25 protein-coding genes are annotated in these 22,248 nt (G+C 33.9%); 11 read left to right on the top strand and 14 right to left on the bottom strand.

Translation table 11 applies throughout. The features are described 5' to 3' along the window. Positions 1–3 precede the first annotated feature (3 nt). Entirely contained in the window at positions 4–1,104 is a 1,101-nt protein-coding gene (locus ACKX2A_RS00540) for a DUF1573 domain-containing protein (RefSeq protein ID WP_415327070.1), read from the bottom strand. Between the two features lie 63 nt (positions 1,105–1,167). Then, positions 1,168–1,374: a hypothetical protein gene (locus ACKX2A_RS00535; RefSeq protein ID WP_415327069.1), complete on the bottom strand. Its 207-nt coding sequence runs from the start codon at positions 1,372–1,374 to the stop codon at positions 1,168–1,170. 571 nt (positions 1,375–1,945) lie between these two features. Here ACKX2A_RS00535 and ACKX2A_RS00530 point away from each other — a divergent pair. The 3 genes from ACKX2A_RS00530 to ACKX2A_RS00520 all read left to right on the top strand — a co-directional run bounded on the left by ACKX2A_RS00530 (position 1,946) and on the right by ACKX2A_RS00520 (position 3,257). Continuing rightward, complete coding sequence (locus ACKX2A_RS00530; RefSeq protein ID WP_415327068.1) at positions 1,946–2,578, top strand: peroxiredoxin; 633 nt, start codon at positions 1,946–1,948, stop codon at positions 2,576–2,578. A 122-nt stretch (positions 2,579–2,700) separates the two neighbouring features. Then, entirely contained in the window at positions 2,701–3,006 is a 306-nt protein-coding gene (locus ACKX2A_RS00525; protein WP_307459104.1) for a thioredoxin family protein, read from the top strand. 2 nt (positions 3,007–3,008) lie between these two features. Continuing rightward, a complete protein-coding gene (locus tag ACKX2A_RS00520; RefSeq protein WP_415327067.1) occupies positions 3,009–3,257 on the top strand; it encodes a DUF6952 family protein in 249 nt (82 codons plus the stop codon). Positions 3,258–3,481: 224 nt separating this feature from the next. On the opposite strand, the gene ACKX2A_RS00515 is transcribed toward ACKX2A_RS00520, so the two are convergent. The 4 genes from ACKX2A_RS00515 to ACKX2A_RS00500 form a co-directional block, all read right to left on the bottom strand. Next, on the bottom strand, positions 3,482–4,168 hold the full coding sequence (locus tag ACKX2A_RS00515; protein ID WP_415327066.1) for a Bax inhibitor-1 family protein: 687 nt from the start codon (positions 4,166–4,168) through the stop codon (positions 3,482–3,484). Between the two features lie 27 nt (positions 4,169–4,195). Further along, on the bottom strand, positions 4,196–4,660 hold the full coding sequence (locus tag ACKX2A_RS00510; RefSeq protein WP_415327065.1) for a peptidylprolyl isomerase: 465 nt from the start codon (positions 4,658–4,660) through the stop codon (positions 4,196–4,198). A gap of 68 nt (positions 4,661–4,728) precedes the next feature. Then, positions 4,729–5,175, bottom strand: coding sequence for a peptidylprolyl isomerase (locus ACKX2A_RS00505; protein WP_415327064.1), 447 nt, complete (start codon positions 5,173–5,175; stop codon positions 4,729–4,731). 38 nt (positions 5,176–5,213) lie between these two features. Next, positions 5,214–6,248 (bottom strand): acyl-CoA reductase, encoded by a 1,035-nt coding sequence (locus tag ACKX2A_RS00500; RefSeq protein ID WP_415327063.1) that lies wholly within the window; start codon positions 6,246–6,248, stop codon positions 5,214–5,216. Between the two features lie 59 nt (positions 6,249–6,307). On the opposite strand from ACKX2A_RS00500, the gene ACKX2A_RS00495 reads away from it, so the two are divergent. The 8 genes from ACKX2A_RS00495 (at position 6,308) to ACKX2A_RS00460 (ending at position 14,834) form a co-directional block, all read left to right on the top strand. Next, entirely contained in the window at positions 6,308–6,658 is a 351-nt protein-coding gene (locus ACKX2A_RS00495; RefSeq protein WP_415327062.1) for a 4Fe-4S binding protein, read from the top strand. A gap of 124 nt (positions 6,659–6,782) precedes the next feature. Then, on the top strand, positions 6,783–7,847 hold the full coding sequence (gene serC / locus ACKX2A_RS00490) for a 3-phosphoserine/phosphohydroxythreonine transaminase (protein WP_415327061.1): 1,065 nt from the start codon (positions 6,783–6,785) through the stop codon (positions 7,845–7,847). 124 nt (positions 7,848–7,971) lie between these two features. Continuing rightward, the gene (locus tag ACKX2A_RS00485) at positions 7,972–8,934 is read left to right on the top strand and encodes a D-2-hydroxyacid dehydrogenase (protein ID WP_415327060.1); all 963 of its coding nucleotides are present in this window, start codon (positions 7,972–7,974) and stop codon (positions 8,932–8,934) included. Between the two features lie 2 nt (positions 8,935–8,936). After that, complete coding sequence (locus ACKX2A_RS00480; RefSeq protein ID WP_415327059.1) at positions 8,937–10,181, top strand: DUF1015 domain-containing protein; 1,245 nt, start codon at positions 8,937–8,939, stop codon at positions 10,179–10,181. Between the two features lie 55 nt (positions 10,182–10,236). Further along, positions 10,237–11,643, top strand: a complete 1,407-nt coding sequence (locus tag ACKX2A_RS00475) for a M28 family peptidase (protein WP_415327058.1) — start codon at positions 10,237–10,239, stop codon at positions 11,641–11,643. Between the two features lies 1 nt (position 11,644). After that, positions 11,645–13,000 carry a M20/M25/M40 family metallo-hydrolase gene (locus tag ACKX2A_RS00470; RefSeq protein WP_415327057.1) on the top strand — a complete coding sequence of 452 codons (1,356 nt, stop codon included), beginning with the start codon at positions 11,645–11,647 and terminating at the stop codon, positions 12,998–13,000. A gap of 833 nt (positions 13,001–13,833) precedes the next feature. After that, positions 13,834–14,580 (top strand): DUF6261 family protein, encoded by a 747-nt coding sequence (locus tag ACKX2A_RS00465; RefSeq protein WP_415327056.1) that lies wholly within the window; start codon positions 13,834–13,836, stop codon positions 14,578–14,580. Further along, a complete protein-coding gene (locus ACKX2A_RS00460; RefSeq protein WP_415327055.1) occupies positions 14,577–14,834 on the top strand; it encodes a hypothetical protein in 258 nt (85 codons plus the stop codon). Before ACKX2A_RS00465 ends, ACKX2A_RS00460 begins: the two co-directional genes overlap by 4 nt. Positions 14,835–15,174: 340 nt before the next feature. On the opposite strand, the gene ACKX2A_RS00455 is transcribed toward ACKX2A_RS00460, so the two are convergent. The 8 genes from ACKX2A_RS00455 to ACKX2A_RS00420 all read right to left on the bottom strand — a co-directional run bounded on the left by ACKX2A_RS00455 (position 15,175) and on the right by ACKX2A_RS00420 (position 22,179). Next, positions 15,175–16,338, bottom strand: a complete 1,164-nt coding sequence (locus tag ACKX2A_RS00455) for a retropepsin-like aspartic protease (RefSeq protein WP_415327054.1) — start codon at positions 16,336–16,338, stop codon at positions 15,175–15,177. Between the two features lie 70 nt (positions 16,339–16,408). Next, positions 16,409–16,828: a DUF1573 domain-containing protein gene (locus ACKX2A_RS00450; RefSeq protein WP_415327053.1), complete on the bottom strand. Its 420-nt coding sequence runs from the start codon at positions 16,826–16,828 to the stop codon at positions 16,409–16,411. Further along, positions 16,821–17,504 carry a hypothetical protein gene (locus ACKX2A_RS00445; RefSeq protein WP_415327052.1) on the bottom strand — a complete coding sequence of 228 codons (684 nt, stop codon included), beginning with the start codon at positions 17,502–17,504 and terminating at the stop codon, positions 16,821–16,823. The genes ACKX2A_RS00450 and ACKX2A_RS00445 overlap by 8 nt, the downstream gene beginning before the upstream one ends. A 54-nt stretch (positions 17,505–17,558) precedes the next feature. After that, entirely contained in the window at positions 17,559–17,756 is a 198-nt protein-coding gene (locus ACKX2A_RS00440) for a hypothetical protein (RefSeq protein WP_415327051.1), read from the bottom strand. A 443-nt stretch (positions 17,757–18,199) separates the two neighbouring features. Beyond that, positions 18,200–18,775 (bottom strand): hypothetical protein, encoded by a 576-nt coding sequence (locus tag ACKX2A_RS00435; RefSeq protein ID WP_415327050.1) that lies wholly within the window; start codon positions 18,773–18,775, stop codon positions 18,200–18,202. Between the two features lie 172 nt (positions 18,776–18,947). Then, positions 18,948–20,012: a peptidylprolyl isomerase gene (locus ACKX2A_RS00430; protein WP_415329515.1), complete on the bottom strand. Its 1,065-nt coding sequence runs from the start codon at positions 20,010–20,012 to the stop codon at positions 18,948–18,950. A 54-nt stretch (positions 20,013–20,066) separates the two neighbouring features. After that, positions 20,067–20,576, bottom strand: coding sequence for an FKBP-type peptidyl-prolyl cis-trans isomerase (locus ACKX2A_RS00425; protein ID WP_415327049.1), 510 nt, complete (start codon positions 20,574–20,576; stop codon positions 20,067–20,069). Between the two features lie 532 nt (positions 20,577–21,108). Continuing rightward, positions 21,109–22,179, bottom strand: coding sequence for a branched-chain amino acid aminotransferase (locus ACKX2A_RS00420; protein WP_415327048.1), 1,071 nt, complete (start codon positions 22,177–22,179; stop codon positions 21,109–21,111). Positions 22,180–22,248: the final 69 nt, after the last annotated feature.

Raw genomic sequence — 22,248 nt, 5'->3', positions numbered from 1 at the left:
ATATTATTTAACAATTCCATTTAATGACAAAGGAAATATAGTATCAAATTTTGAAACATTTTTATTTGTAATTAGAAAAAACTGTTTAGCAATAGCTCCATTATCATTATACTTATTAGGATCATATTTAGTTTTTATGAAAATAGTATCGTTTTTGAAATAAAGTCCCATTTTTACTTTGCTTTCGGTACAATCGCAACCATCTCTTACTCCATATACTTTTAAAGTGTCATGTCTTGTGTTGACATATTTAAAAGTATATTCATACAATGGAGTTTTATTTTTATCCAAAGTTCCAAAATCATGTATCATTGTTTCTTTACTCCCATTAAAAACCACTTTTTCAGAAGTTTTGTAAGTTAATAAGCATAAAATTATTAGGGTTAAAAAAGCAATAATGATATATAAATACTTTTTATTCATTGCTAACTTTTCTTTTTTTATATAAACTTCTAAGCCTATCATTGCATTGGTATATAACCCATTTTTTTTAGAAAAATTGAACCCATTATTCCATTTAGTTATATCATTATCATATCTTGTATATGTCAAACGCTCAGTATAGTTTGTTAATCTTATCGAAGGTCCAACATTTAAATCGTTAAATTTATTGGGAAGCCATTTTACAGAAACTAATATTCCTTCTTTAGGAAAAGGAATATGATACTTTTCTACATCAATTTTCACATTGCCTCTTTTATTATTTTTAGGAGTATAAATTATTTGCTGAATATTTAATTTTTCTCCAGGCTTATTTGTTAATGTATCAATTTTATAAAAATTAATTTCTAAGTCAGTTAACCTATACTCTTTCTCTGTTTTATGTAAAAACAAAGTCACATTACTTACCCTTCCTTTTTGTCCTAAATTATTATTAAATCTCAGCCCAATTTCAAAGGAAGATTTGGAAGTACCTGTTTTAAGCCTAAAATTAATTTCCTTTTTCAAAGCAAAAGAATAATCTACTTTTTCATAATCTTTATCGTTAATAACAACTGTTTCTATGTTCGCAATTTTTTCTTTTACAGAGTCCTTTTTTAGCATTTGAGCTTTTGTACAAACAATAAAAAAAATAAAAACAAAGGATAATATACTATTTTTCATTGATTCTTATTTTAAAAAGGCTTTCTCAAAAAAGAAAGCCTTAATTATAATTTTTAATTTAACTTATGCAAATCCGCTTCCACAACCTAGTGGTCTTGGATCTTCTTCCCATGTAATTAATCCCCATAACATACTATGAGTAACAACATGGAAATAGCACCCTCCTGATTCATAAATATACCCTCCTTCCTTGGCTTGTACTTGAGTGTTAGTTAAAGAAGCACTTGCAAAAAGTGCAAAAGCTGACATAATCATTAGCTTTTTCATCATTTAATAAATTTTATTTTCATATCCCTACTTATTTTGTTCAAATCTTCAACAGAGAAGTTTTAAACTTTCCTTTCGGAGGTAGGTTTTCGGTTTTTCCTACCTTCATATTGCGCAATATTTCTTTACAAAGACTTTATAAAAAGTCTCTTTAATTTTATAAATATTAAAATGGCAATTCTGAAGAATAGAAGAACCATCTGTGTTTTTTAGAGATTCAAATATAAAATCATTTTTTTCATTAAACTATAAATAATTCTAAATTTTTCATTTTATTTTTTTATGTTAAATAAAAAATTTCCTAGAAAAATTCAAAAAAATCCCTAGAACAAAAATAAAGCCAACGAAAACACTGTAGAGATTAAAAAAACAAGCTCAATATTAATGCTTAAAAATTTCAGCAATTCTTAAAAATTTGTTATCAAAATAAACTAAAAGTCCTGAATTCAGGGCTTTTTTATTTGAACATATTCCAAAAACAATTATAGATTTTATTTATCAACATCAACTTGTTCGATAGACGGAATATTTCTATATTTGCATCAGAAAATTTAAATATAAAAACGAGAAAATTATGTCTTTAGTAGGAAAAAAATTCCCGAATGTAACAGTAGATGCAATGTCTGAAATGGGTGATGATCTTAGAATCAACATCTTCGAAGAAGCTACAACCAACCAACAAAAAGTTCTTTTGTTTTGGTATCCAAAAGATTTCACTTTCGTTTGCCCGACTGAGCTTCACGCTTTCCAGGAGGCTTTAGGTGAATTCGAAAAAAGAAACACAAAAGTAATCGGTGCTTCTTGCGATACAAACGAAGTACACTTCGCTTGGTTGAACGTTTCAAAAGACAACGGAGGAATCGAAGGAGTTACTTACCCACTTTTAGCGGATACTCACAGACAATTGGCTAATATCTTAGGAATTGTAGATCAGGATTTCGAATACAATGAAGAAGGTGAAGAGGTTTTCACTGGTTCAAACGTTACTTACAGAGCAACTTACCTTATCGACGAAACTGGAAAAATTTTCCACGAGTCTGTAAACGATATGCCTCTTGGTAGAAACGTAAAAGAATATTTAAGATTAATCGACGCTTATACTCACGTTCAGAAGCACGGTGAAGTTTGTCCTGCAAACTGGGAAGAAGGAAAAGATGCAATGAAAGCTGACAGAACTTCTACTGCTGAATATTTAGCGAAAAACTAACTTTTTAATCTAACAATGTATCAATCTAGCATTGTAACAATAATGTAGCAGAAAATGATATTGGTAAAACTGTTGCATTGTTATATTGGTACATTGTTAAATTTTATTCTAAAATTTAAATTATGTATACAGAATTAACAGAAGATACGCTACAAAATATTGTAAGCGAAAATGAAAAAGTGGTTGTACAATACGGTGCTACCTGGTGCGGAAACTGCAGAATTATGAAGCCTAAATTCAAGAAATTGGCATCTGAGAACGACAGTATTCCTTTCCTTTATGTAGACGCAGAAAAATTACCGGAAAGTAGAAAATTGGCTAAAGTTGACAACTTACCTACGTTCGCAATCTTTAAAAATGGAGAATTGGTAAATCAGGTTCAATCTAATCAGGCGGAAAGTTTAATTAACTTATTTAACGAATTGTAGTTATGAAGTTACCCATAATCAGGCAGTTTTATCAAAATCAAACTCCTGAAAACCTTGAAAAAACGTTAGAGGTTTTAGAAAGCTTTACCGAGTTCAGAGGAACTACAGAAGAGGATATGAATGTTGCAGGAGAATTAATTACAAATATCTGCGGAGCTCTTGAAGTTCACGCCAATGTACAAAACGGAATGAGTGAAAAGGATGCCTTGAACTTGTTTGCTCAAAAGGTTTTAGGATCGATTGATAAATAAATTTAAACACTAATTTCCACGAATATTTTTTCACTAATCTACACCAATATTTTATTTAAAAAATTGTGTCATTTGTGATAAAATTAGTGCCATTCGTGTTTAAATACCAAAAATAAAATCCCGATGAAAACATCAGGATTTTTTGGGTTTATAAAAATGAATTATAAAATCGCAATCAAACAACTCATCACTTATAATTTATAATTCATAACTCATCACTAAAATTAGCTTCTTCTGCTCATCAAAATTCTTAGGATATACCAGAACAACAACATAATAGAAGCAAATAATTGTAAAGAAGCTCCCACATATTGATCTGTTGTGTAAGAATCTTTTAGCTTGCTTGTTTGGTACAAAATCGTTGCAGAAGCCAAAATTACCATTCCTACAGAGAACCAAAGTCCAAGATCGAATCCGAAAATTGCTCCGGCAACAATCAGTCCAAGAGAAATAAATCCTCCGATGATAATGATATTTCTAAGGAATGAAAAATCTCTTTTCGAAGTAAATGCAACCGCAGAAATCCCTGCAAACATCGCGATTGTAAGCATTGCAGCTTGGTAGATTACAGCAGCTCCAGCTTGTAAAACAGCGATATAAATCAATGGTAAGAAAATAGCAGCTTCCAGCACAATATAAAACGCCAAACCAAAATACTGCGTCGATTTACTTTGGGAAAGAGACCATTTTGTAGCCAAAATTGAAGCCAGCCAAAACACTCCGATTATCAATAGCCAAGTGTATTTTTGTCCGAACATCAATCCGATTATTTCAGCAGGAACGACATTCAACAAAATCGTTTCAACACCGATAAATGCAAGAATAGATAATGCAACATGCAAATACGTTTTCTTGTAAAAACTAGCCTTCTCCACGTCTTTAGCGTGTGCGACTAAAACATCTGTCATCATAGTTATTTTTATTTAATTTAAAATAATTTATTTCGTAACCTTATAAGGTCTTATTCCTAAAATTTTTCCGTCAGTTTCAAAAACCGCCGTAATTATTACTTTTGGTTCAACAGCCTTATCATCAGAATATTTATATTGAATCATCGGAAAATGATCGCCTTCAATTGTTGGTTTGTAGGCTGTTTTGATGATTTTGAAAGTTTTATTGGTATCAATATCTTCTGACAACTTTTTATACACAACGTCGGTAACCTTTGCTTTAGCTTCTTCTGATAGCAATGCCTCCATTGCAGCGCGATCCGAAATCTTTAGAGCAGCTATAAATTTTAGGAATTTCCCATTATAAAGGTCGATTTCTTCTTTGCTTAAACTTAAAGAAGCCTTTGTATTTTCGATCGGATTATTCTTACTTTCAGCCTTTGGATTCGCCTTTTTCTGTGAAAGAAAAAATTGAACTGATAAAACCGAAAGGATTAAAAATATTTTTTTCATTATACCTTAATTATTTTGAATAAACAATAACGAAATAACTTCTCTCCTATTGTTTATTGCTCACCAAATCATTTGCTGTAATCTGGCTTTACACCTAAAATTTTTCCGTCATTTTCAAAAAGCACGGTAATAACATCTCTCGGCGGAGTTAATTTATCATCAACATATTTGTATTGAATTGCAGGATACGTTTCATTTTCAAACAACATTTGATTTCCAGATTTATAAATCTCCATTTTTCGTTCAAAACTGATTCCTCCCGAAAGAATCTGGAGCATATTATCATCGACAATATCCTTTACTTTATCCGAAATCAAGTTATCAATTGCTTGCTTATCTTTAACCTTCAAAGCCGCAACAAATTTTACAAACTGTTGGTTGTAAAAATTAATTTTATCTTTACTTAATTCGCCCGTTAATTCAATTTTCTTGCTTTCAACAATTTTTATTTTGCTTTCCTGAGAAAGTCCCAATTGAAAGACTAAAACTGAAAGTATTAGAAATAATTTTTTCATACTAATTCAATGATTGGTTGATAGCAAGATACGAAGAATTATATTACCGATAAAAATTTCATCGTGTCCACATTATCTGCGTAAGTATCTAACCCTGGGTTCTGTGCTTCTCCTAATTCGATTGAATTTAAGCCTAATTCTGTTTTTGCTACAACACATTGAATATTTTCTTCATTTCCAGCAATAAAGTTTTTCACTTCATCCAAAGAAGAATATCTGCTGAAATTGATGACAGAAAGCGGACTGAAAAGTTTATCATCTTCTTTCAGCATCACAAAATTATTATCCCAGAATTTTTCCTGATTCAAAAGATAAACCGCTCTGTTGTAATCATAATTATTCGCATATTTATTATGATTGATAATATCTTGGAAACCAATGAAACTTTCAAACAATCTGTCAATTACAAAATCCTTCGGAATCAATAATCTTGTTACATTCCTACAACCTAATCCAAAATATTGGAAAATATCTTTCGCTAAAAGCTGTAATTCTGCTTCCGTTTCATCACCTTTCAAAACAGCAATTGATGTTCTGTTTTTTCTGATGATGTTTAAACGGTCTTTAAAATAATATTCAAGATATCTTGCTGTATTATTGCTTCCTGTTGCGATTACAGCATCGAAATTCTCTAATTTTTCAACAAATTCAAACTGAACATTTCCTTCGGAAAATTCATTCCACTTTTTTAATAAAAACGGAATCATATACTTATCTTTTGAGGATAATTTAATCACCGGAATATGATTGCTCAAAACCACTGAAATTACATCATGCAGTCCAACCAAAGGTATATTTCCGGCAAGAATCAGTCCTACTCTTTTAGTGATTTTGGAGATCGAATATTCTTTCAACCAATCATTTATATTGTCTTCAGTCAACAAATCTGCCCATTGTTGCAAAGCAAATTTCTGATTTTCAATTGTAAACCACGGATTTTCAATTTCAGATTTTTTCAACAAAAATTCAAAATCAGAATCATTTTCGTTATAATCCTCATGATTTTTTGCTAAAAACGCTTTTATATATTCACTTAATTTCGTAAGTCCTAAAACTTTATTTTCAATACTCATAATTACTGTAAAATTGGGGAATATTTTGTAATTTTGTGCAAATTTAAAAAAAATTAGCGATGGCTATTAAAATAACTGATGAATGCATTAATTGCGGGGCGTGCGAACCAGAATGTCCGAATAATGCAATTTATGAAGGAGCAGTAGATTGGAAAGCTTCAGAAGGTACTGAACTTAAAGGCACCGTAACGATGCCATCTGGATTGACAATTGATGCCGATTCGCCGCAGGAGCCCGTAAGTGATGATGTCTATTTCATCGTTACAGACAAATGCACGGAATGTAAAGGTTTCCATGAAGAACCACAATGTGCCGCAGTTTGCCCTGTCGACTGCTGTGTTCCGGATGAGGATCATGTAGAATCTGAAGAAACGCTGCTTAATAAAAAAGCATTCTTACACGGAGAATAAAAACTGCCGTCTCATACATCATGAGGCGGTTTTTTATATACAAAAAGCCAGAAATTTTTAATAAGAAACTATAAATGAAGCTGTAAGAAGAAAATTTTTACAGAAAATCCAAAAAATAAATAATATGAGCAAAAAGCACAACTTTAGCGCAGGACCATGTATCTTACCTCAGGAAGTATTCGAAAAATCGGCACAGGCGATTTTGGATTTCAACGGAATCGGACTTTCCCTTTTGGAAATTTCGCACAGAAGCAAGGATTTCGTAGCGGTAATGGACGAGGCACGTGCGATTGTAAAAAGACTGATGAATCTTGGTGATGATTATGAAGTTTTGTATCTGGGAGGTGGCGCCAGTCTGCAATTTGCGATGGTACCTTACAACCTGATGAAAGTTGGCGGAAAAGCTGCTTATCTCGATACAGGAACTTGGGCTGCAGGAGCTATAAAAGAAGCTAAAAAAGTAGGAACTGTGGACGTTGTAGGTTCTTCGAAAGAAGAAAACTACTCTTTTATTCCAAAAGATTATACGGTAGGTTCAGAATACGATTATTTCCACTGTACTTCCAATAATACGATCTATGGAACTCAGATGAAGTCTTTCCCTGAAGTAGATACTTTGATGGTTTGCGACATGAGTTCTGATATTTTCTCAAGACAGCTTGATTTCTCTAAATTTGATTTAATCTACGCCGGAGCTCAGAAAAACATGGGACCTGCAGGTGTAACTTTAGTGGTTATTAAAAAAGAAATTTTAGGCAAGACAGGAAGAGAAAATATGTTCTCGATCTTGGATTATTCTCAGCATATTTCAAAAGAATCGATGTATAACACGCCACCGGTGTTCCCTGTTTACGCATCTTTACTGACTTTACAGCATCTGGAAAACAACGGAGGAATTGCTGCTGCTGAAGCTAGAAACGAGGCAAAAGCAAAACTTTTATACGATGAAATCGACAGCAACCCTTTATTTGAAACTTTTTGTGTAAAAGAAGACCGTTCATTAATGAATGTTTCTTTCAAAATTACAGACGAAAGCAAAAAAGAAGCTTTCGACAACGCATGGAAAGCTGCGGGAATCAGCGGATTAAACGGACATAGAAGCTTAGGAGGTTACAGAGCAAGTTTGTACAATGCTTTACCAATTGAAAGTGTGCAGGTTTTGGTAGATGTTATGAAATCTATTAAATAATTTAAATATTTAACATTCAAGCAATTAAAGTTTATTTAATATTAGTTTAAATTTTCTTAATTTGCGCAACTATTTAAATTTTTAAATAATTCACTCTTTAAATATTTAAATTAAATATAAAACCATGAAAGTTTTAGCTAACGACGGTATTTCAAAAGCAGGAGAACAGGCATTGAAAGATGCAGGGATTGAAGTTTTGGACAACAGGGTTGCACAAGACCACGTGATCAATTTCATCAACGACAACAACGTAGACGTTCTTTTGGTAAGAAGTGCTACAAAAGTGAGGCAGAATCTTATTGATGCTTGTCCGAATCTGAAAATCATAGGAAGAGGAGGCATCGGAATGGATAATATTGATGTTGAATACGCGATTGAAAAAGGAAAATACGTTATCAATACCCCCACTGCATCATCAAGATCGGTTGCGGAATTGGTTTTCGGACATTTCTTTTCCCTGGCAAGATTCCTTCATGAGTCCAACAGATTGATGCCGTTGGAAGGGGAAACTCATTTCAATGCGATGAAAAAATCGTTCAATAATGCATATGAGCTTTCAGGAAAAACGTTAGGAGTTATTGGTTTTGGAAGTATCGGTCAGGAAGTGGTAAAAATGGGAATTTCTCTGGGAATGAAGGTTAAAGTTTTAACAAGGAAACCTAGAACAGAAGTTCTTACATTAAGTTTTTTCGACGGACAGTCGGTGAGCTTTGAAATCACCTCAACGAATGATATGGATGCTTTCCTTAAAGATGCCGACTTTATAAGTATCAATACTCCGCAAACAAACGAATATATTATAGACGCGCCTCAGTTTGAAAAAATGAAAGACGGTGTCTATATTGTAAATACTGCAAGAGGCGGCGTGATCAATGAAGTTTCCCTAATAGACTTTATTGAATCCAAAAAAGTAGCCGGAGCCGCACTTGATGTTTTTGAAAAAGAACCAAATCCGGAAGTTCTTTTGCTGATGAATCCTGCACTATCACTTTCTCCGCATGTTGGAGGAAATACTGTAGATGCTCAGGAAAAAATCGGGATTGAGCTTGCCGAACAAATAATTAAGATAAAAGAAACCCTAAAATAAATATGCCTGTTTTTAAACCTTTCCGTGGAATAAGACCTCATAAAGACTATGAGAGCACCTTCCCTACTCACCCTTTGGATAACTTCACCCAGGAAGAGATAGCGGAGAAAGCTCAAGTTGAAAATACTTACATTAATATGATAAAACCTTATGTTGTAAGTAAATCTAAAGATATTGATAGGAATTTAAGGAAAATCCGATCGACTTTTGAAGAACTGGTGGATGAGAAAAAACTTGTTCAGGATAGTTCTGCATATTATCTTTATGAGCAAATTTACCCTAATAAACAGGTTTTCAGAGGGCTTTTGGGATTAGCAAGCATCGAAGATTTCTGGAGCGGGAAAATTAAGAGACACGAAAGTACTATTCCTCAGAAAAAAGAAAAACTGGCGCATTATCTTGAGAAGGTAAACCTTCAGGCTGAACCTGTTTTATTAACGTATCCAGCAAATTCAAAGATTGAATTATTGATGAATCATGAAGAGAAAAACGTTCCGATTTTCAATCATGTGGATACAAAAGGAATCAGACATAAAATCTGGAGAATCGATAACCGTCTGAAACTGCAGCAATTTAAAGAAGTAATCGACCAGATCGACTCTTTCTACATCGCAGACGGACACCACAGAATCGGCTCTACCGCTCTGAATGCTAAACATCACAAAGACAAAAACAAAAGACATAATGGTACGGAAGCCTACAATTTTGTCTACAGTTTTATTGTTTCAAACCAATCGATTAAAATTCACGATTACAATAGAATTGTAACTGATATTAATGATTTATCGAATGAAGAATTCTTAAAAGAACTGGAAAAATATTTCCTGATTCATGAAAAAGGTGAAACAGCATATTATCCTTCCCAGAAATTCCACATTTCGATGTATATGGATGGTAAATTCTACTCTCTTCACGTGAAGCATGATCTTCGTTCCCCACAAATGTCTTTAGACAATTTGGATCACCATCTTTTAGACAAATATATTTTTAAAGATATTTTGAAAATCGAAGATCCGGACAGCTCGGAGAAAATTTCTTATGTAAAAGGAACTTCCAACATCGAAGGAATAAATCTTTTAAAAGAAAAAGTAGACGCTGGCGAAGGAAAGGTAGGATTTGGAATTTATCCTGTAAGTTTCAATGACATGATTAAAATTTCGGATCTAAAACTAAGTATGCCCCCAAAATGTACATTCATTGAGCCAAAATTGGTTACAGCATTGCTAATGTACGACATGAAACAGTAATAAATCACCAATTTTTCCTTACTTTTAGCAACGGAAAAAGAAAGGTAAATAAAAAATGAAAAAAGTCTTCATTATAATTCCACTCTTTTTGGGTGGATTTTTATTTTCTCAAAAAAAACCTCAGAAAAAGCCCTTCAGCAGACCGGCTATTCCTGTAAAGCTTAACTATCACGACGAATTTAAAAAGATCTCCGACGAGATCATGACGAATGGTAAAGCTTATGATAATCTCGGTGAACTTACGAAAGGCATCGGATCGCGTTTCAGTGCGACTCCAGGTTATACAAAGGCTGTAGAATGGGCAGAAAAAAAGTTCAAGGAAATCGGGATTGATATGATCTGGAGACAGGAAGCCAAAGCTCCGGTTTGGGTTCGCGGACGAGAATCTCTGCAAATAAAAACAGCAAATGGAGACTGGAAAAACATCAAAATGCTTTCTTTCGGAAACTCTGAAGGAACGGGCGGAAAAGATCTTGTGGGAGAAATTGTTTTAATTAATTCCACGAATGAACTTAATGCCATGTCAATCGGTCAGTTAAAAGACAAAATAGTTTTCGTAAACGTTCCGATGGATCCGAAAATTATTAATACAAGTGATTCATATCTATTAACTGCAAAATCCAAATTAATTTCTGCTTCTGTTATTGCTAAAACAGGAGCAAAAGCATTAATTATAAGATCATTAACAACAGCTAATGACGATACTCCACACGCCAAAATGATTTACTACGAGCCGGATGACAAGGTGAAAATTCCTGCCCTATCAATTGGTGTAAGATCTGCGGATGAACTGGAAAAAACTTTAAAAAAGCAAAAAGTCACAGCAAAAATCAACATGACTGCCGAATCAAAAGGTGACACAACCAATCCTAATATTATTGCTGAAATTCAGGGTAAAAAAGATTCTAAAGTGATTGTTTTGGGCGCTCAGTTAGACTCATGGGATTTTGGTGAAGGTGCGATTGATGACGGAACTGGAGTTGTCCAATGCATCGAAGTTTTAAGAACATTGAAAGCGCTCGGTTATGAAAATAATCACACGATTCGAGTGGTTTTATATGCTAATAGTGAAAACGGCGGACAAGGTCGTGAAATGTATGCAGCTTACGTAAAAAAGAAAGAAGAAAAACACGTTTTTGCTTTAGGAACAGATGCAGGAGGATATTCTCCGAGAGGGTTTTCTCTTGATATGTCGCCCCAAAGAAGAAGGCTGGTTTATCCGTGGAAAGAATATTTTCTTCCTTATGGCCTTTATGATTTTGATCAGACAGAAGCCATTCAGGATATTTCTCCTTTGAAAAAACTGGATATTCCTTTGGCAGAGCTTGTTGTAGACACCCAAAGATATTTCGATTATCATCATTCAGAGCAAGATACTTTCGATAAGGTGAACAAAAGAGAGCTTCTTCTGGGAGCGGTTGCAATGACACAAATGATTTTCATGGTTGATAAAAATTGGTAAAATGAAAAAGATAGTAGGAACATCATTATTACTTCTAAGCATGGCTGTTTTTGGTCAGACAAAAGAAGACTCTATACAATTTGCAAAAATTTCTACGGAAATATTAAATAACGGTAAAGGTTACACCGAATTAAGAGATTTAACTAAAAACATCGGCCACCGATTAAGCGGTTCAGAATCTTACGAAAAAGCGGTAAAATGGGCGGAACAAAAACTTCGTGATGCAGGAGCAGACAAAGTCTGGTTACAGGAAGTGATGATTCCGGTTTGGGAAAGAGGAAAAGAATCTTTACAGATCCAGACTTCCAACGGAAAATGGAAAAGCCTGAAAATGCTTTCATTAGGAAATTCTGAAGGAACTGGCGGAAAAGACGTTTCAGGAGAAATCATTATGGTGAAATCGATGGAAGAATACGAAAAACTTTCGCGGGATCAGGTAAAGGGCAAAATTGTTTTCTTTAATTATCCTTTCAGTCAGTCTTATATTGAAACTTTCAGAGGATACAGTGATGCTGCAAAATACAGAACCACAGCAGCTTCATTAACAGCCAGAAAAGGCGGAAAATTTGCCATCATTCGTTCACTTTCTTCGGCTTTTGATAACGTTCCGCATACGGGAGCAATGCGTTATGAGAACGACACCAAACTTCCAGCCGTTGCCATAGGAAACACAACAGCCGATGAATTGGAAGCTCTTTTAAAATCACAAAAAGTTACTGCAAAATTAAACTCCAACTGCGGAATGAAAGGTGAAAAACTTTCACATTCTGTCATCGGAGAAATCACGGGTAAAAGAGATAAAAGCGTCATCGTTGTTGGCGGACATTTGGATTCTTGGGATGTTGGCGAAGGCGCACATGACGACGGAACCGGAATTGTACAAAGCATCGAGGTTTTAAGAACTTTCAAAAAGCTTGGAATTCAAAATAATCATACAATTCGTGTGGTTTGTTTTGCGAATGAAGAAAATGGTGTAAAAGGTGGCGTTCAATACGGAAAAGTAGCTAAAGACAACAACGAAAAGCATCTTTTTGCCATCGAAACCGATGCGGGAGGTTTTACTCCGAGAGGAATTTCTCTGGAAATGGATAACGAGAAGAGAAAGCAAATTCAAAGTTGGGCGAATCTGTTTATTCCTTACGGTGTTTATGATTTTAAAAACACGTATTCGGGGACAGATCTTTATCCGCTTCACGATATGGGTGTTCCGACTGCAGAATTGGTTCCCGATTCTCAGCGATATTTTGATATTCACCACACGGAAGAAGATACTTTTGAAAAGGTGAATCGCCGAGAATTACTGCTTGGAGCGAGTACACTTACGCAGATTATTTATATGATTGATAAGAACTGGTAAATATATAAACCGCCTTTTTAGGGGCGGTTTTTTGTTTTGTTTCTTTCTCTCCATTCTTCTAAACTAATCAAAGATTTCGTTTTAGGATTATAAAATTTAATCTCCCAATCTTTCGGATAAACAAAGAAATTATATTTTGTTTTAAACTTAAACTTTTTTTAGGAGCTTAATCCCGCTTTCCGCTATATCTTTTTCATTACGGCTTCCGCTTTGCTCCAGCCGCAACAAAAAAGGATGCCACTACAATCGGGGCTATGGATGTCGTCTAATTAAGCATTAGAAAATATTTACAGTATTTGTCATTCCGTAGGAATCTAGACTCGAATCTTTCCATTTTATTTTATAATACTTTGCTTAGATTCCTACGGAATGACAAACTTTGAAAAAATATCTGATGTATTAAAAATACTATCAATAGGCTCTAGATGATCGTTTTCAAATTTCATGGTTCGTCATTTCCTGCACTAAAGGTAAAAATTACCCATCGATATTCATGAACATTGTTCCAAAATATAGGTTTGCATCGTCTGAACATCAGAATATCTCAATCTATTCTATTTTTCCTCGTCTGAAGTTCAGAAAGTAAGAACCTCAATAATTTCTCGCCGTCTGAACTTCAGACGGGCTTCCTTTGTTTTGGTTTGTTCCGTCTGAAAGTCTGACGGGATGAAACTGTTTTTATGAAAAATAATTATTGAGATTGCTTCTTCGCTATGCTCATCGCAATGACAATATTTGTAGATTTTATCTAACTATTTAATAATTAATATAGAAAACCCATTTTTGGCATGATAATGGCTGAGTAAAAAGTCTTACAAAAACACAACAATACGATGAAAAAATTAATGTCCTTGGATTATCCGAGGTTACACCATGCTGAGTTTGGGCAATTTATTGTCCGATTCTTTGAGGATTTCAACAGCTCAACTTTAGACGCTAATACAGATCTGGATTTTAAGAGAATGTTTGATAATATTCAGGCACAAATCTCTACGTACAACGCTGCGCTCGACCAAATAAGAGCGAGTAAAGAATCTGCAAAAATTGCAGAAGCAGATGCCGTAAGAGACCGAGATCTACAGGCTTTGAGAGACGCTGTAAGACCTTACAGGAATGCAAAAACTCAGACCGAAAAAGATGCATACACAACAATAAGATTATTGCTGAACCAGTACAAAAACGTACAACATGCATCTTACGAAGAAGAAACCAACAGGCTGAATACGCTTGTCGAAAAACTGCTCTCTTCAGAATACAGCTTCCATATTTCTGCATTGGGTATCGTGAAATTTGCTAATCATTTATCTGATTCTAATGCTGAATTTAACAGCATTTTTGCAAAACGTTCTTACCAAACGTCGCAGAAACAAACCTATGATGTGAAGGGATTGAGAAAAACCCTGACTCACGATTACAGACAGATGGCGAACTACATCGTAACCTTAGCCAACGTAAAAAGTAACCCTTTTTACACCGATGTACTTGCTATTTTGAACAACGGCAGAACGTATTTTTCGAGTACGGTTTTAGCCAGACGAACTGGCAATAAAGAAAGTTTAACAATTAAAAGTAATTTATGATGAAGAATTTAATGGAAACAATGTTTAAAGGTCAAGAAGATTCTTTAAAAATGAAAGTTTGGAGTATTATTTTACTAATTGGATTTGCACTGTTTTCAGTGTTGATATTTGTATCTAAAATCAGTTTCAACAGTCTGATGATTTATCTGATCGCTTTTGTAGCTTACATGGGCTTCAGTTTATTATTCATCGGATCATTGAACGAGAAAAATAAAAGTCTATATATCAAAAAAAGATTTGACAGACACTCATAACTTTTCAATTTCAATTTTACAAGAAAAACCGTTCTCTTTTTAGGAACGGTTTTTTGTTTTTATTGAGTCTAATTTTTTATTTTCCAAAGTTACCACAAAGTTTGTCATCCCGCAGGGATCTAGGCTCGAATCGCTCCATACTATTTTCTAATACTACGCTTAGATCCTTTCAGGATGACAAACTTCGTGGATATTTCGAATATTTAAATGGATGACTTCCACCCTAGCCCCGATTGAGCGGCATGTTTGAGCTCTTTTCAGGATTCGGCTCGGCGGCTTCGCCGCCGAGCCGAATCCTGAAAAAGCGAGTAGCGAAAGCGGGATAAAGCTCCAAATAAAATTACTTCAAATATTCTTTCCTTTCCATTTTAAAATCAAGAATTTTACCGTCTCTTTTGATTTTAATATCGATGTTGGACTGATTTTTTTCAATTCTGTTGATCATATACTGACAAGCTGAATCTTTATTGAGATTTTCCAGATTGATATTGTTGATGCTGATAATTGAATCGCCAATTTTTAACGGAAAATTTTCTTCCTGAAACACAAAAGCCACAACAGGTTTCGCATCGATGAAACGATAGCTAAAACCAAAGGTCTCCAGTTTTGGAGCTATGGTTTTGATCGGCTTGAAATACACCTTATTGTTTTTCCAATCCAAAATAAAGGAAAAGTCTTTGGTGAACTCGTTTCCTATAAGGTCGGAAGCGCTGGTGGAAATCAGCTCATTCTGAAATATTGTATTGCCTAATTTCATTGAGTCTACCCGGAAAATATAGCCTTTCACGGGTTTTGCGGCACCAAATGCACCAATAGATCTTGTTCCGTAAGTTTCCACGGCACGGCTGGTTTTTTTGATGTTGAATTTTTCTTCTGTCACCTCAATTCTTCCTGAAAATCCTGTATCGAAAGTGAGATCGATCTCCTTATCAAAAAGTCTGGTTTTCACAACCGGAGTTTTTTGGGGTTTCGGGTCAAAGGGGAGAATGGTTTTGTAATCTTTGAGATCGAAAAGAGTTAGATCACGGGTTGCTTCTAATGAGTTTTCTGTATAATTTACTCTCCAGAAAAGCTTTGCCATCTGGTTGGCTCCCAAAATCCCATCAACTTTCAGACATCCCAACTCCGCGGAATTAAGATCCAGAACAATTGCGCCTACTTTCTTGAAGGTAAGGTTATCTACAAGCATTTCCGGAAGCTCTGTAAAGATCTGCTCCTGCGTTTTTTCATTGGAATCTTTTACCGATCTTTTGTATTTTTTCTTGAGTTCCAGTTCGTCATAAATGGCGTGAGAAATCACCGTCGGTGCACCGGAATCAAATAAAAAGTTATAGATTTTCCCATTAATGCTCACTTTCACAAAAGGAAGGTTGCTTTCAAACCGCAGATTGATTTTCTCAACCGGATTTTTAAGCTGCACTTCCCCATTTTCAAAGAATCTTTTCCCCTGCGCGGAAATTGAAATTGTTGAGAATAGAAGAAGCGTGTAGAGGATTTTTTTCATTGGGTTATTTTGGACTAAAATAAGGTTTTTTAATAATCAAAAAATTAATTTTAATTATTAAATCGCTTTTCTATTTCACAACCCCTTTTAAAGCCAAAGGAAATATCGTATCAAATTTTGATACACTTTTATTGGTAATTAAGAAAAACTGTTTAACAGTAATTCCATTATCATTATACTTAGTTGGATCATATTTTATTTTAACTGAAATCGTATCGTTTCTAAAATAAAGTCCCGTCTTTACTTTACTTTCTGTACAATCGCAACCGTCTCTTACGCCGTATACTTTTAAACTATCATACCTTTTATTTATATATTTAAATGTATACTCATAAACTGAAATCTTATTTTTATCCAAAGTACCAAAGTCATGAATAATCATTTCTTTACTTCCATTGAAAACTATTTTTTCAGAAGTTTTATAAGTTAAGAGACAGATAACAATTAATACTAAAAAGGCAATAATGATGTACAGGTATTTTTTATTCATTATTTTTTCTTTTTTTAATGTACACTTCTAGACCCATCATAACATTTGTATATACGCCATTCTTAGTTGAAAAATTTAAAGCATTACTCCATTTTGTTGTATCATTATCAAACCTAGTGTAAGTTAGTCTTTCCGTATAATTTGTCAATCTTATCGCAGGGCCAACAGCTTTATCATGTGCTTTTGTTGGTAGCCACTTAATAGTTACAACAACTCCTTCAATTGGAAAAGGTATACGAAAATTTTCAATATTAATTTTTACATTTCCTCTCTTTTTCGTTTTAGGAGTATATACAATTTGTTCTTTATTTAGTTTTTCTCCAGGTTTATTTGTTAATGTATCTATTTTATAGATGTTTATTTCTAAATCAGTAAGTATACCTTCAGAATCAGTCTTATGTAAAAATAATATAACATTACTTAAAATTCCTTTTTTTCCTAAATTATTATTAAACCTCAACCCCATTTCATAAGCTGAATTTGGATTAATGGATCTTAATCTGGAATTAATTTCTTTTTTTAGCGCGAAAGAATAAGCAATTTTTTCATAATCTCTATCATTGATGACAACCGTTTCGATGTCCTTAATTTGTTTATGTAAAGAATCCTTTTCTAATTTCTGTGCATAAGTAAAGACAGTTAAAAAAAATATGAAGAATTTTATTATGTTTTTCATTTGTTAAATAGAGACTGCTTTTACAAACAGTCTCTTAGGCTAATTGTTTAATTATTAATTAAAACCACTTCCACAACCTATTAAATCTTTGGTATCCCATTCAAATAATCCCCAAAGTACACTATGGTGCTCAACTACGTAATAGCAACCATCAATTAAATAGATTTGTCCACCTTTAGCTTGTACTTGTGTATTAGTTAAAGATGCACTTGCAAACAGTGCAAAAGCTGATAAAACAAAAAGTTTTTTCATCGCGTTTAATTTTTTTTCATTTTCTTACTTATTTTGTTAAAAATTTCAACAGAGAAATATTTTAACTTTCCTTTCGGCGGCAGGTTTTCAGTTTTATCCTACCTTTCTGTTGCGCAACATATTCTTATAAATAGCTTATTATGAGACAAACTATTTATTTAAATTTTTGAATATTTAACGGCTTATTCCAAAATGAAGTAGCCATTTGTGTTTTTAAAATAAAGGGCAAATATAAAATCAATTTATCAATAAACAATGCTGATTTTTAAATATTACATTAAGTATGCCATTTAAAAATACAAATAAACCATTTTTAAAGTGTAAAATTTCAATTATTATAATTTTAAAAATTAATTTTATCCTTAAGTAAGAATTGTTTAATAAAAATGTTTTTCTTTAACCAGAAAATACATCAAAATCTTTTTATTAAAAAAAAATAAAATTTAAATCTTATCAATAATTTTCTGTGGCAAAACTTTCACCAGTTGTTTTTTATATTCCTTTTCAACCATTACAAATTTCCAGTATTTTCTGTCTTTGGATATGGCACACGCTCTCATATTCGCATTAATGAGATAGATGCCTTCATTCGCTAGATATTTCACATTTTCTTTACCATATTTATTGGTTAATGCAGCGTTGATTTTCTTTTTCATGTCTTCATTCATCGAATTGACATTGCATTTCAGCTTAAAAGAATAATTGACAATAGAGAAATATTCATCGTCAATAAGCTCAGGTTTTCCGATCGATCCAAATTTTAAATCCTGCACTTCGATTTTCATGAAAGGATTGTTGTAAGTCATATTCAAAAGCTGAGTCATCTGATCTTTCGGAATGATGGTAAAAAATTTTGGATAGATGCAGTTTACTCCTTGTTCTATCTTTTTATCTTTAACACTATTCACAAAATAAGTAAGCGACTTTTTTATGTTCGATTCTTCAGGACTGACTTTGGTTTGCGCAAAAGCTACAAACGATGATAAAACGAACAGGAATAGAAGTGATTTGGTTTTCATAGTTTGATTTTAATTAAACTTCTCGATACGGTTTTTGTCAAAACCTACTCTAAGTGACGTTGTATTTCAATAGAATCTGTCGTAGGTTTGAGTAAAATCGTTACAGAGGATATATTTATTCAACAAAAAAGCCATCCTTTCGGACGGCTTTTAAGAATATTATAAGATTCAATTATTTTACTTTTACAAGCTCAACATCGAAAACCAACCATGCATTTGGTGGAATTACTCCTCCTGCACCTCTTTCTCCGTAACCCATTGCTGGCGGAATCAGTAAAGTAGCAGTTTCACCTTCTTTTAATAAAAGGATACCTTCGTCCCAACCTTTGATTACTCTACCCATTCCGATAGGAATTTCAATCGGCTCGTTTCTCTTGAATGAAGAATCGAATTCTGTTCCGTCTACCAATTTTCCTGCATAGTGTACAGAAACATTGTCACCAGATTTTGGAGCTTTTCCGTCAGTTGTTTTTGTGATTTTATAGTAAAGTCCAGATTCAGTTTTTTGCATTCCAGCCTTTAGGTTTTCAACCATTTTTTCCTGGTTTGCTTTAAATTCTTCTTCTTTTTTCTTTTTATCAGCTTCTGCTTTTTCTAGAGCGATTTTGTTATTCTCCGCAATTTTTGCTTTCCCTTCAGTGAAAGTTTTTGCCGGATCGTAGTTTTTATACTCATCACCCTTGCTGAAAACAGAAACTTTTTCCAAAACAACATCTGTTTTAGGCTTGTCTTGCGCTCCTTTTTCTACGTTTGCAATCGCATCGATTACATCTTCACCTTTTACCACTTTTCCGAAGATCGTGTGTCTTCCGTCCAACCAAGGTGTAGCAACTTCTGTGATGAAGAACTGAGAACCGTTTGTATTGGGTCCAGAATTCGCCATAGAAAGAATCCCTTTTCCTGTATGTTGAAGGTCGTTTTTCTCATCCTCAAATTTATATCCAGGATCTCCCATTCCTGTTCCCTGAGGATCTCCCCCCTGAATCATGAAATCTTTGATTACTCTGTGGAAAATCGTTCCATCATAAAAAGGAACTCCTTTAGCCTTAGCTTTGTTGTCGATTTTTCCTTCTGCAAGACCAATAAAATTAGCCACAGTTACAGGCGCTTTTTTGTCTTCAAATTTTACGATAAGGTTACCTTTGGTCGTTTGAAGATTTGCATAAAGTCCGTCATTAAGACCTTCGTAAGTTTCTTTGTCTACGTTCATTTTTTTATAAATTGGTGTACAACTCATCAGCGAAATACTTGCCGCTGCCAGAATTATATTCTTGTTAAACAATTTCATTGATTATAATGCTTTTAATTTTATGATTAATGGTATATCGTTATCAATTTTCTTCTCGTCTCCATATGTTCCGTAGGCAAGAGAAGATGGAACCAAAAGCGTAACTTCCTCACCATCATGTATAAAACGCAAAGCATCTTCTACAGCTTTTAATTCATCAAAGTGTCCGAATTTAGCCTCTCTCCTTTCAATCGGCTGGTCATAAATTTTGGTTTCATTGAAATCATAAAGATCATAAGAATAGGAAATCACTGTATTGTCCTGTCTTCTCTGTCTTTGATCAAAACCTTGGGTATTCGTCCAGTAATTAAGCTGTGTAGGGTAAAATTTCACAGGTTGATCATTAATCCATTCCTGAATATGCATTCTTTCCTGCGCGTTGAGATTTTTCATTCGCTCTCTGGAAACATTAAGATCATCTTTGCTCAAAACTCCGCCAACAGGTGGATGAGTCTGCGCATTTTTGCTGCAGCTCAGTAAACTTAATACCGATATGAAGAGAATTTTTTTCATAAACTTTTGCGAAAATACACATTTCGGGAATCAATTACAAAACTTGATGAACTTATTGAATTAAAAATTTTAACATTTTTGCTGTCATCCTGAGCGCGAAGCAGTCGAAGGATCTCAATTACGATTGTTGCAATTTTTCAAATAAACTAATTTAATATTTTTTTGAAGCTTTATCCTGCTTTCCACTATATCTTTTTCGCCGACGCTTTTTTTCAAAACCTATTCAGAAAAAGGATGTCGTTGCAATCAGGGCTATGGTTGCAGACTTTTATTTCAACAGTTGAAAAATATTCACAAAGCTTGTCATCCTGTCAAGGATCTAAGCATAGTATTAGAAAAATAATCTGGAAAAATTCAAGCTTAGATTCCTACGGAAAGACAAAGTGTATGAAAAATAAATTAGAAGAAAAACTTTAATATAGATTCTTCACTCCACTTTGCTCCGTTCAGAATGACAGACCGTAAATCCGACATTATAAAAACAAAAAAAGTCGAGAAAAATTCCCGACTTTCAATTATTTTTAAGTTTAAATTAAACTGTTTCCAATACATGGTCAACCAAAACTCTCCATCCGAAAGGATCTTCTGAAAGGTTTGTTTGTAAATCAACCAAGTCATTTTTCAAAAGAACAGCGTAGCTTTCCTCGTCTGAAAGTCTTGGTAACTCCAATTTTTCACCATTGTAACCCAAAGCCTGAAAAACAGTTGTAACAACCGCTGTTCCTACTCCCCAAACTTCTTTTAAAGTTCCGTTTTTCTGAGCTTCTACAACATCTTTTACTTTAATTGGCTCTACTTTCACTTCAATTCCTCTCTTTTTGGCTAATTGAATGAAGCTGTCTCTTGTAACACCATCCAGAATTTTCTCAGAAGTCGGCGGAGTATAAATTGTATCGTTGATTCTTACGAAAACATTCATTGTTCCACTTTCTTCGAAATATTCGTGAGTTGCGTCATCTGTCCAGATAATTTGCTCGTATCCTTCTTCGATCGCCAACTGAGTCGGGTAGAAAGAAGCAGCATAGTTTCCTGCAGCTTTAGCAGAACCTACTCCACCGCTCGCCGCTCTTGAATAATGGTCAGAGATTTTCACAGAAACAGGCTCCGTGTAATACATTTTTGCAGGTGTTGCAACGATGGCAAACATATATTTATTAGCAACTCTTGCTTTCAAAGCTTCTTCTGTAGCGAAAATCAAAGGTCTGATGTACAAAGACATCCCCTCTCCCTGAGGAATCCATTCTCTATCTATATCTACTAATGCTTTTAGTCCATCCAAAAACATTTCTTCCGTTACTTCAGGCATTGCAAGACGCTTTGCCGACTTATTGATACGTTCAAAATTCTTTTCAGGCCTGAAAAGGAAAACCTGTCCGTCTTTGTCTTTGTAAGCTTTCATACCTTCAAAACAAGCCTGTCCGTAGTTTACCCCCATCATTGCAGGCGTAAAAGCTAAAGGACCATAAGGAACTAATTTTACATCCCCCCATTTTCCATCCTCATACTCACAAATCACCATATGATCTATGAAAGTATTTCCAAATGAAAAATTATTCGGGTCGAATGTAGAAATTCTGGAGTTTTCAGTTTTTTGAATTATCATTTCTAAAATTTTTTATGATGTTCTACAAATTTAACATAATTTTCTAAATATAAAAATTTTAGAGTAAAT

This window comes from Chryseobacterium sp. MMS23-Vi53 (assembly GCF_047651245.1).
In the GTDB taxonomy this organism is placed as follows: domain Bacteria; phylum Bacteroidota; class Bacteroidia; order Flavobacteriales; family Weeksellaceae; genus Chryseobacterium.
Note: the sequence above shows the minus strand (reverse complement) of the source record. Positions and strands in the feature narration are given on the sequence as shown.

Bases quoted from the DNA above. Each gene is read 5' to 3' on its own strand.
- ACKX2A_RS00495 (WP_415327062.1), top strand. From the start codon at position 6,308: ATGGCTATTAAAATAACTGATGAATGCATTAATTGCGGGGCGTGCGAA.
- ACKX2A_RS00540 (WP_415327070.1), bottom strand. From the start codon at position 1,104: ATGAAAAATAGTATATTATCCTTTGTTTTTATTTTTTTTATTGTTTGT.
- ACKX2A_RS00535 (WP_415327069.1), bottom strand. From the start codon at position 1,374: ATGATGAAAAAGCTAATGATTATGTCAGCTTTTGCACTTTTTGCAAGT.
- ACKX2A_RS00520 (WP_415327067.1), top strand. From the start codon at position 3,009: ATGAAGTTACCCATAATCAGGCAGTTTTATCAAAATCAAACTCCTGAA.
- ACKX2A_RS00420 (WP_415327048.1), bottom strand. From the start codon at position 22,179: ATGATAATTCAAAAAACTGAAAACTCCAGAATTTCTACATTCGACCCG.
- ACKX2A_RS00445 (WP_415327052.1), bottom strand. From the start codon at position 17,504: ATGAAAAACATAATAAAATTCTTCATATTTTTTTTAACTGTCTTTACT.
- ACKX2A_RS00455 (WP_415327054.1), bottom strand. From the start codon at position 16,338: ATGAAAAAAATCCTCTACACGCTTCTTCTATTCTCAACAATTTCAATT.
- ACKX2A_RS00425 (WP_415327049.1), bottom strand. From the start codon at position 20,576: ATGAAAAAAATTCTCTTCATATCGGTATTAAGTTTACTGAGCTGCAGC.
- ACKX2A_RS00460 (WP_415327055.1), top strand. From the start codon at position 14,577: ATGATGAAGAATTTAATGGAAACAATGTTTAAAGGTCAAGAAGATTCT.
- serC (WP_415327061.1), top strand. From the start codon at position 6,783: ATGAGCAAAAAGCACAACTTTAGCGCAGGACCATGTATCTTACCTCAG.
- ACKX2A_RS00450 (WP_415327053.1), bottom strand. From the start codon at position 16,828: ATGAATAAAAAATACCTGTACATCATTATTGCCTTTTTAGTATTAATT.
- ACKX2A_RS00435 (WP_415327050.1), bottom strand. From the start codon at position 18,775: ATGAAAACCAAATCACTTCTATTCCTGTTCGTTTTATCATCGTTTGTA.
- ACKX2A_RS00465 (WP_415327056.1), top strand. From the start codon at position 13,834: ATGAAAAAATTAATGTCCTTGGATTATCCGAGGTTACACCATGCTGAG.
- ACKX2A_RS00505 (WP_415327064.1), bottom strand. From the start codon at position 5,175: ATGAAAAAATTATTTCTAATACTTTCAGTTTTAGTCTTTCAATTGGGA.
- ACKX2A_RS00525 (WP_307459104.1), top strand. From the start codon at position 2,701: ATGTATACAGAATTAACAGAAGATACGCTACAAAATATTGTAAGCGAA.
- ACKX2A_RS00530 (WP_415327068.1), top strand. From the start codon at position 1,946: ATGTCTTTAGTAGGAAAAAAATTCCCGAATGTAACAGTAGATGCAATG.
- ACKX2A_RS00515 (WP_415327066.1), bottom strand. From the start codon at position 4,168: ATGATGACAGATGTTTTAGTCGCACACGCTAAAGACGTGGAGAAGGCT.
- ACKX2A_RS00480 (WP_415327059.1), top strand. From the start codon at position 8,937: ATGCCTGTTTTTAAACCTTTCCGTGGAATAAGACCTCATAAAGACTAT.
- ACKX2A_RS00485 (WP_415327060.1), top strand. From the start codon at position 7,972: ATGAAAGTTTTAGCTAACGACGGTATTTCAAAAGCAGGAGAACAGGCA.
- ACKX2A_RS00430 (WP_415329515.1), bottom strand. From the start codon at position 20,012: ATGAGTTGTACACCAATTTATAAAAAAATGAACGTAGACAAAGAAACT.
- ACKX2A_RS00470 (WP_415327057.1), top strand. From the start codon at position 11,645: ATGAAAAAGATAGTAGGAACATCATTATTACTTCTAAGCATGGCTGTT.
- ACKX2A_RS00510 (WP_415327065.1), bottom strand. From the start codon at position 4,660: ATGAAAAAAATATTTTTAATCCTTTCGGTTTTATCAGTTCAATTTTTT.
- ACKX2A_RS00475 (WP_415327058.1), top strand. From the start codon at position 10,237: ATGAAAAAAGTCTTCATTATAATTCCACTCTTTTTGGGTGGATTTTTA.
- ACKX2A_RS00440 (WP_415327051.1), bottom strand. From the start codon at position 17,756: ATGAAAAAACTTTTTGTTTTATCAGCTTTTGCACTGTTTGCAAGTGCA.
- ACKX2A_RS00500 (WP_415327063.1), bottom strand. From the start codon at position 6,248: ATGAGTATTGAAAATAAAGTTTTAGGACTTACGAAATTAAGTGAATAT.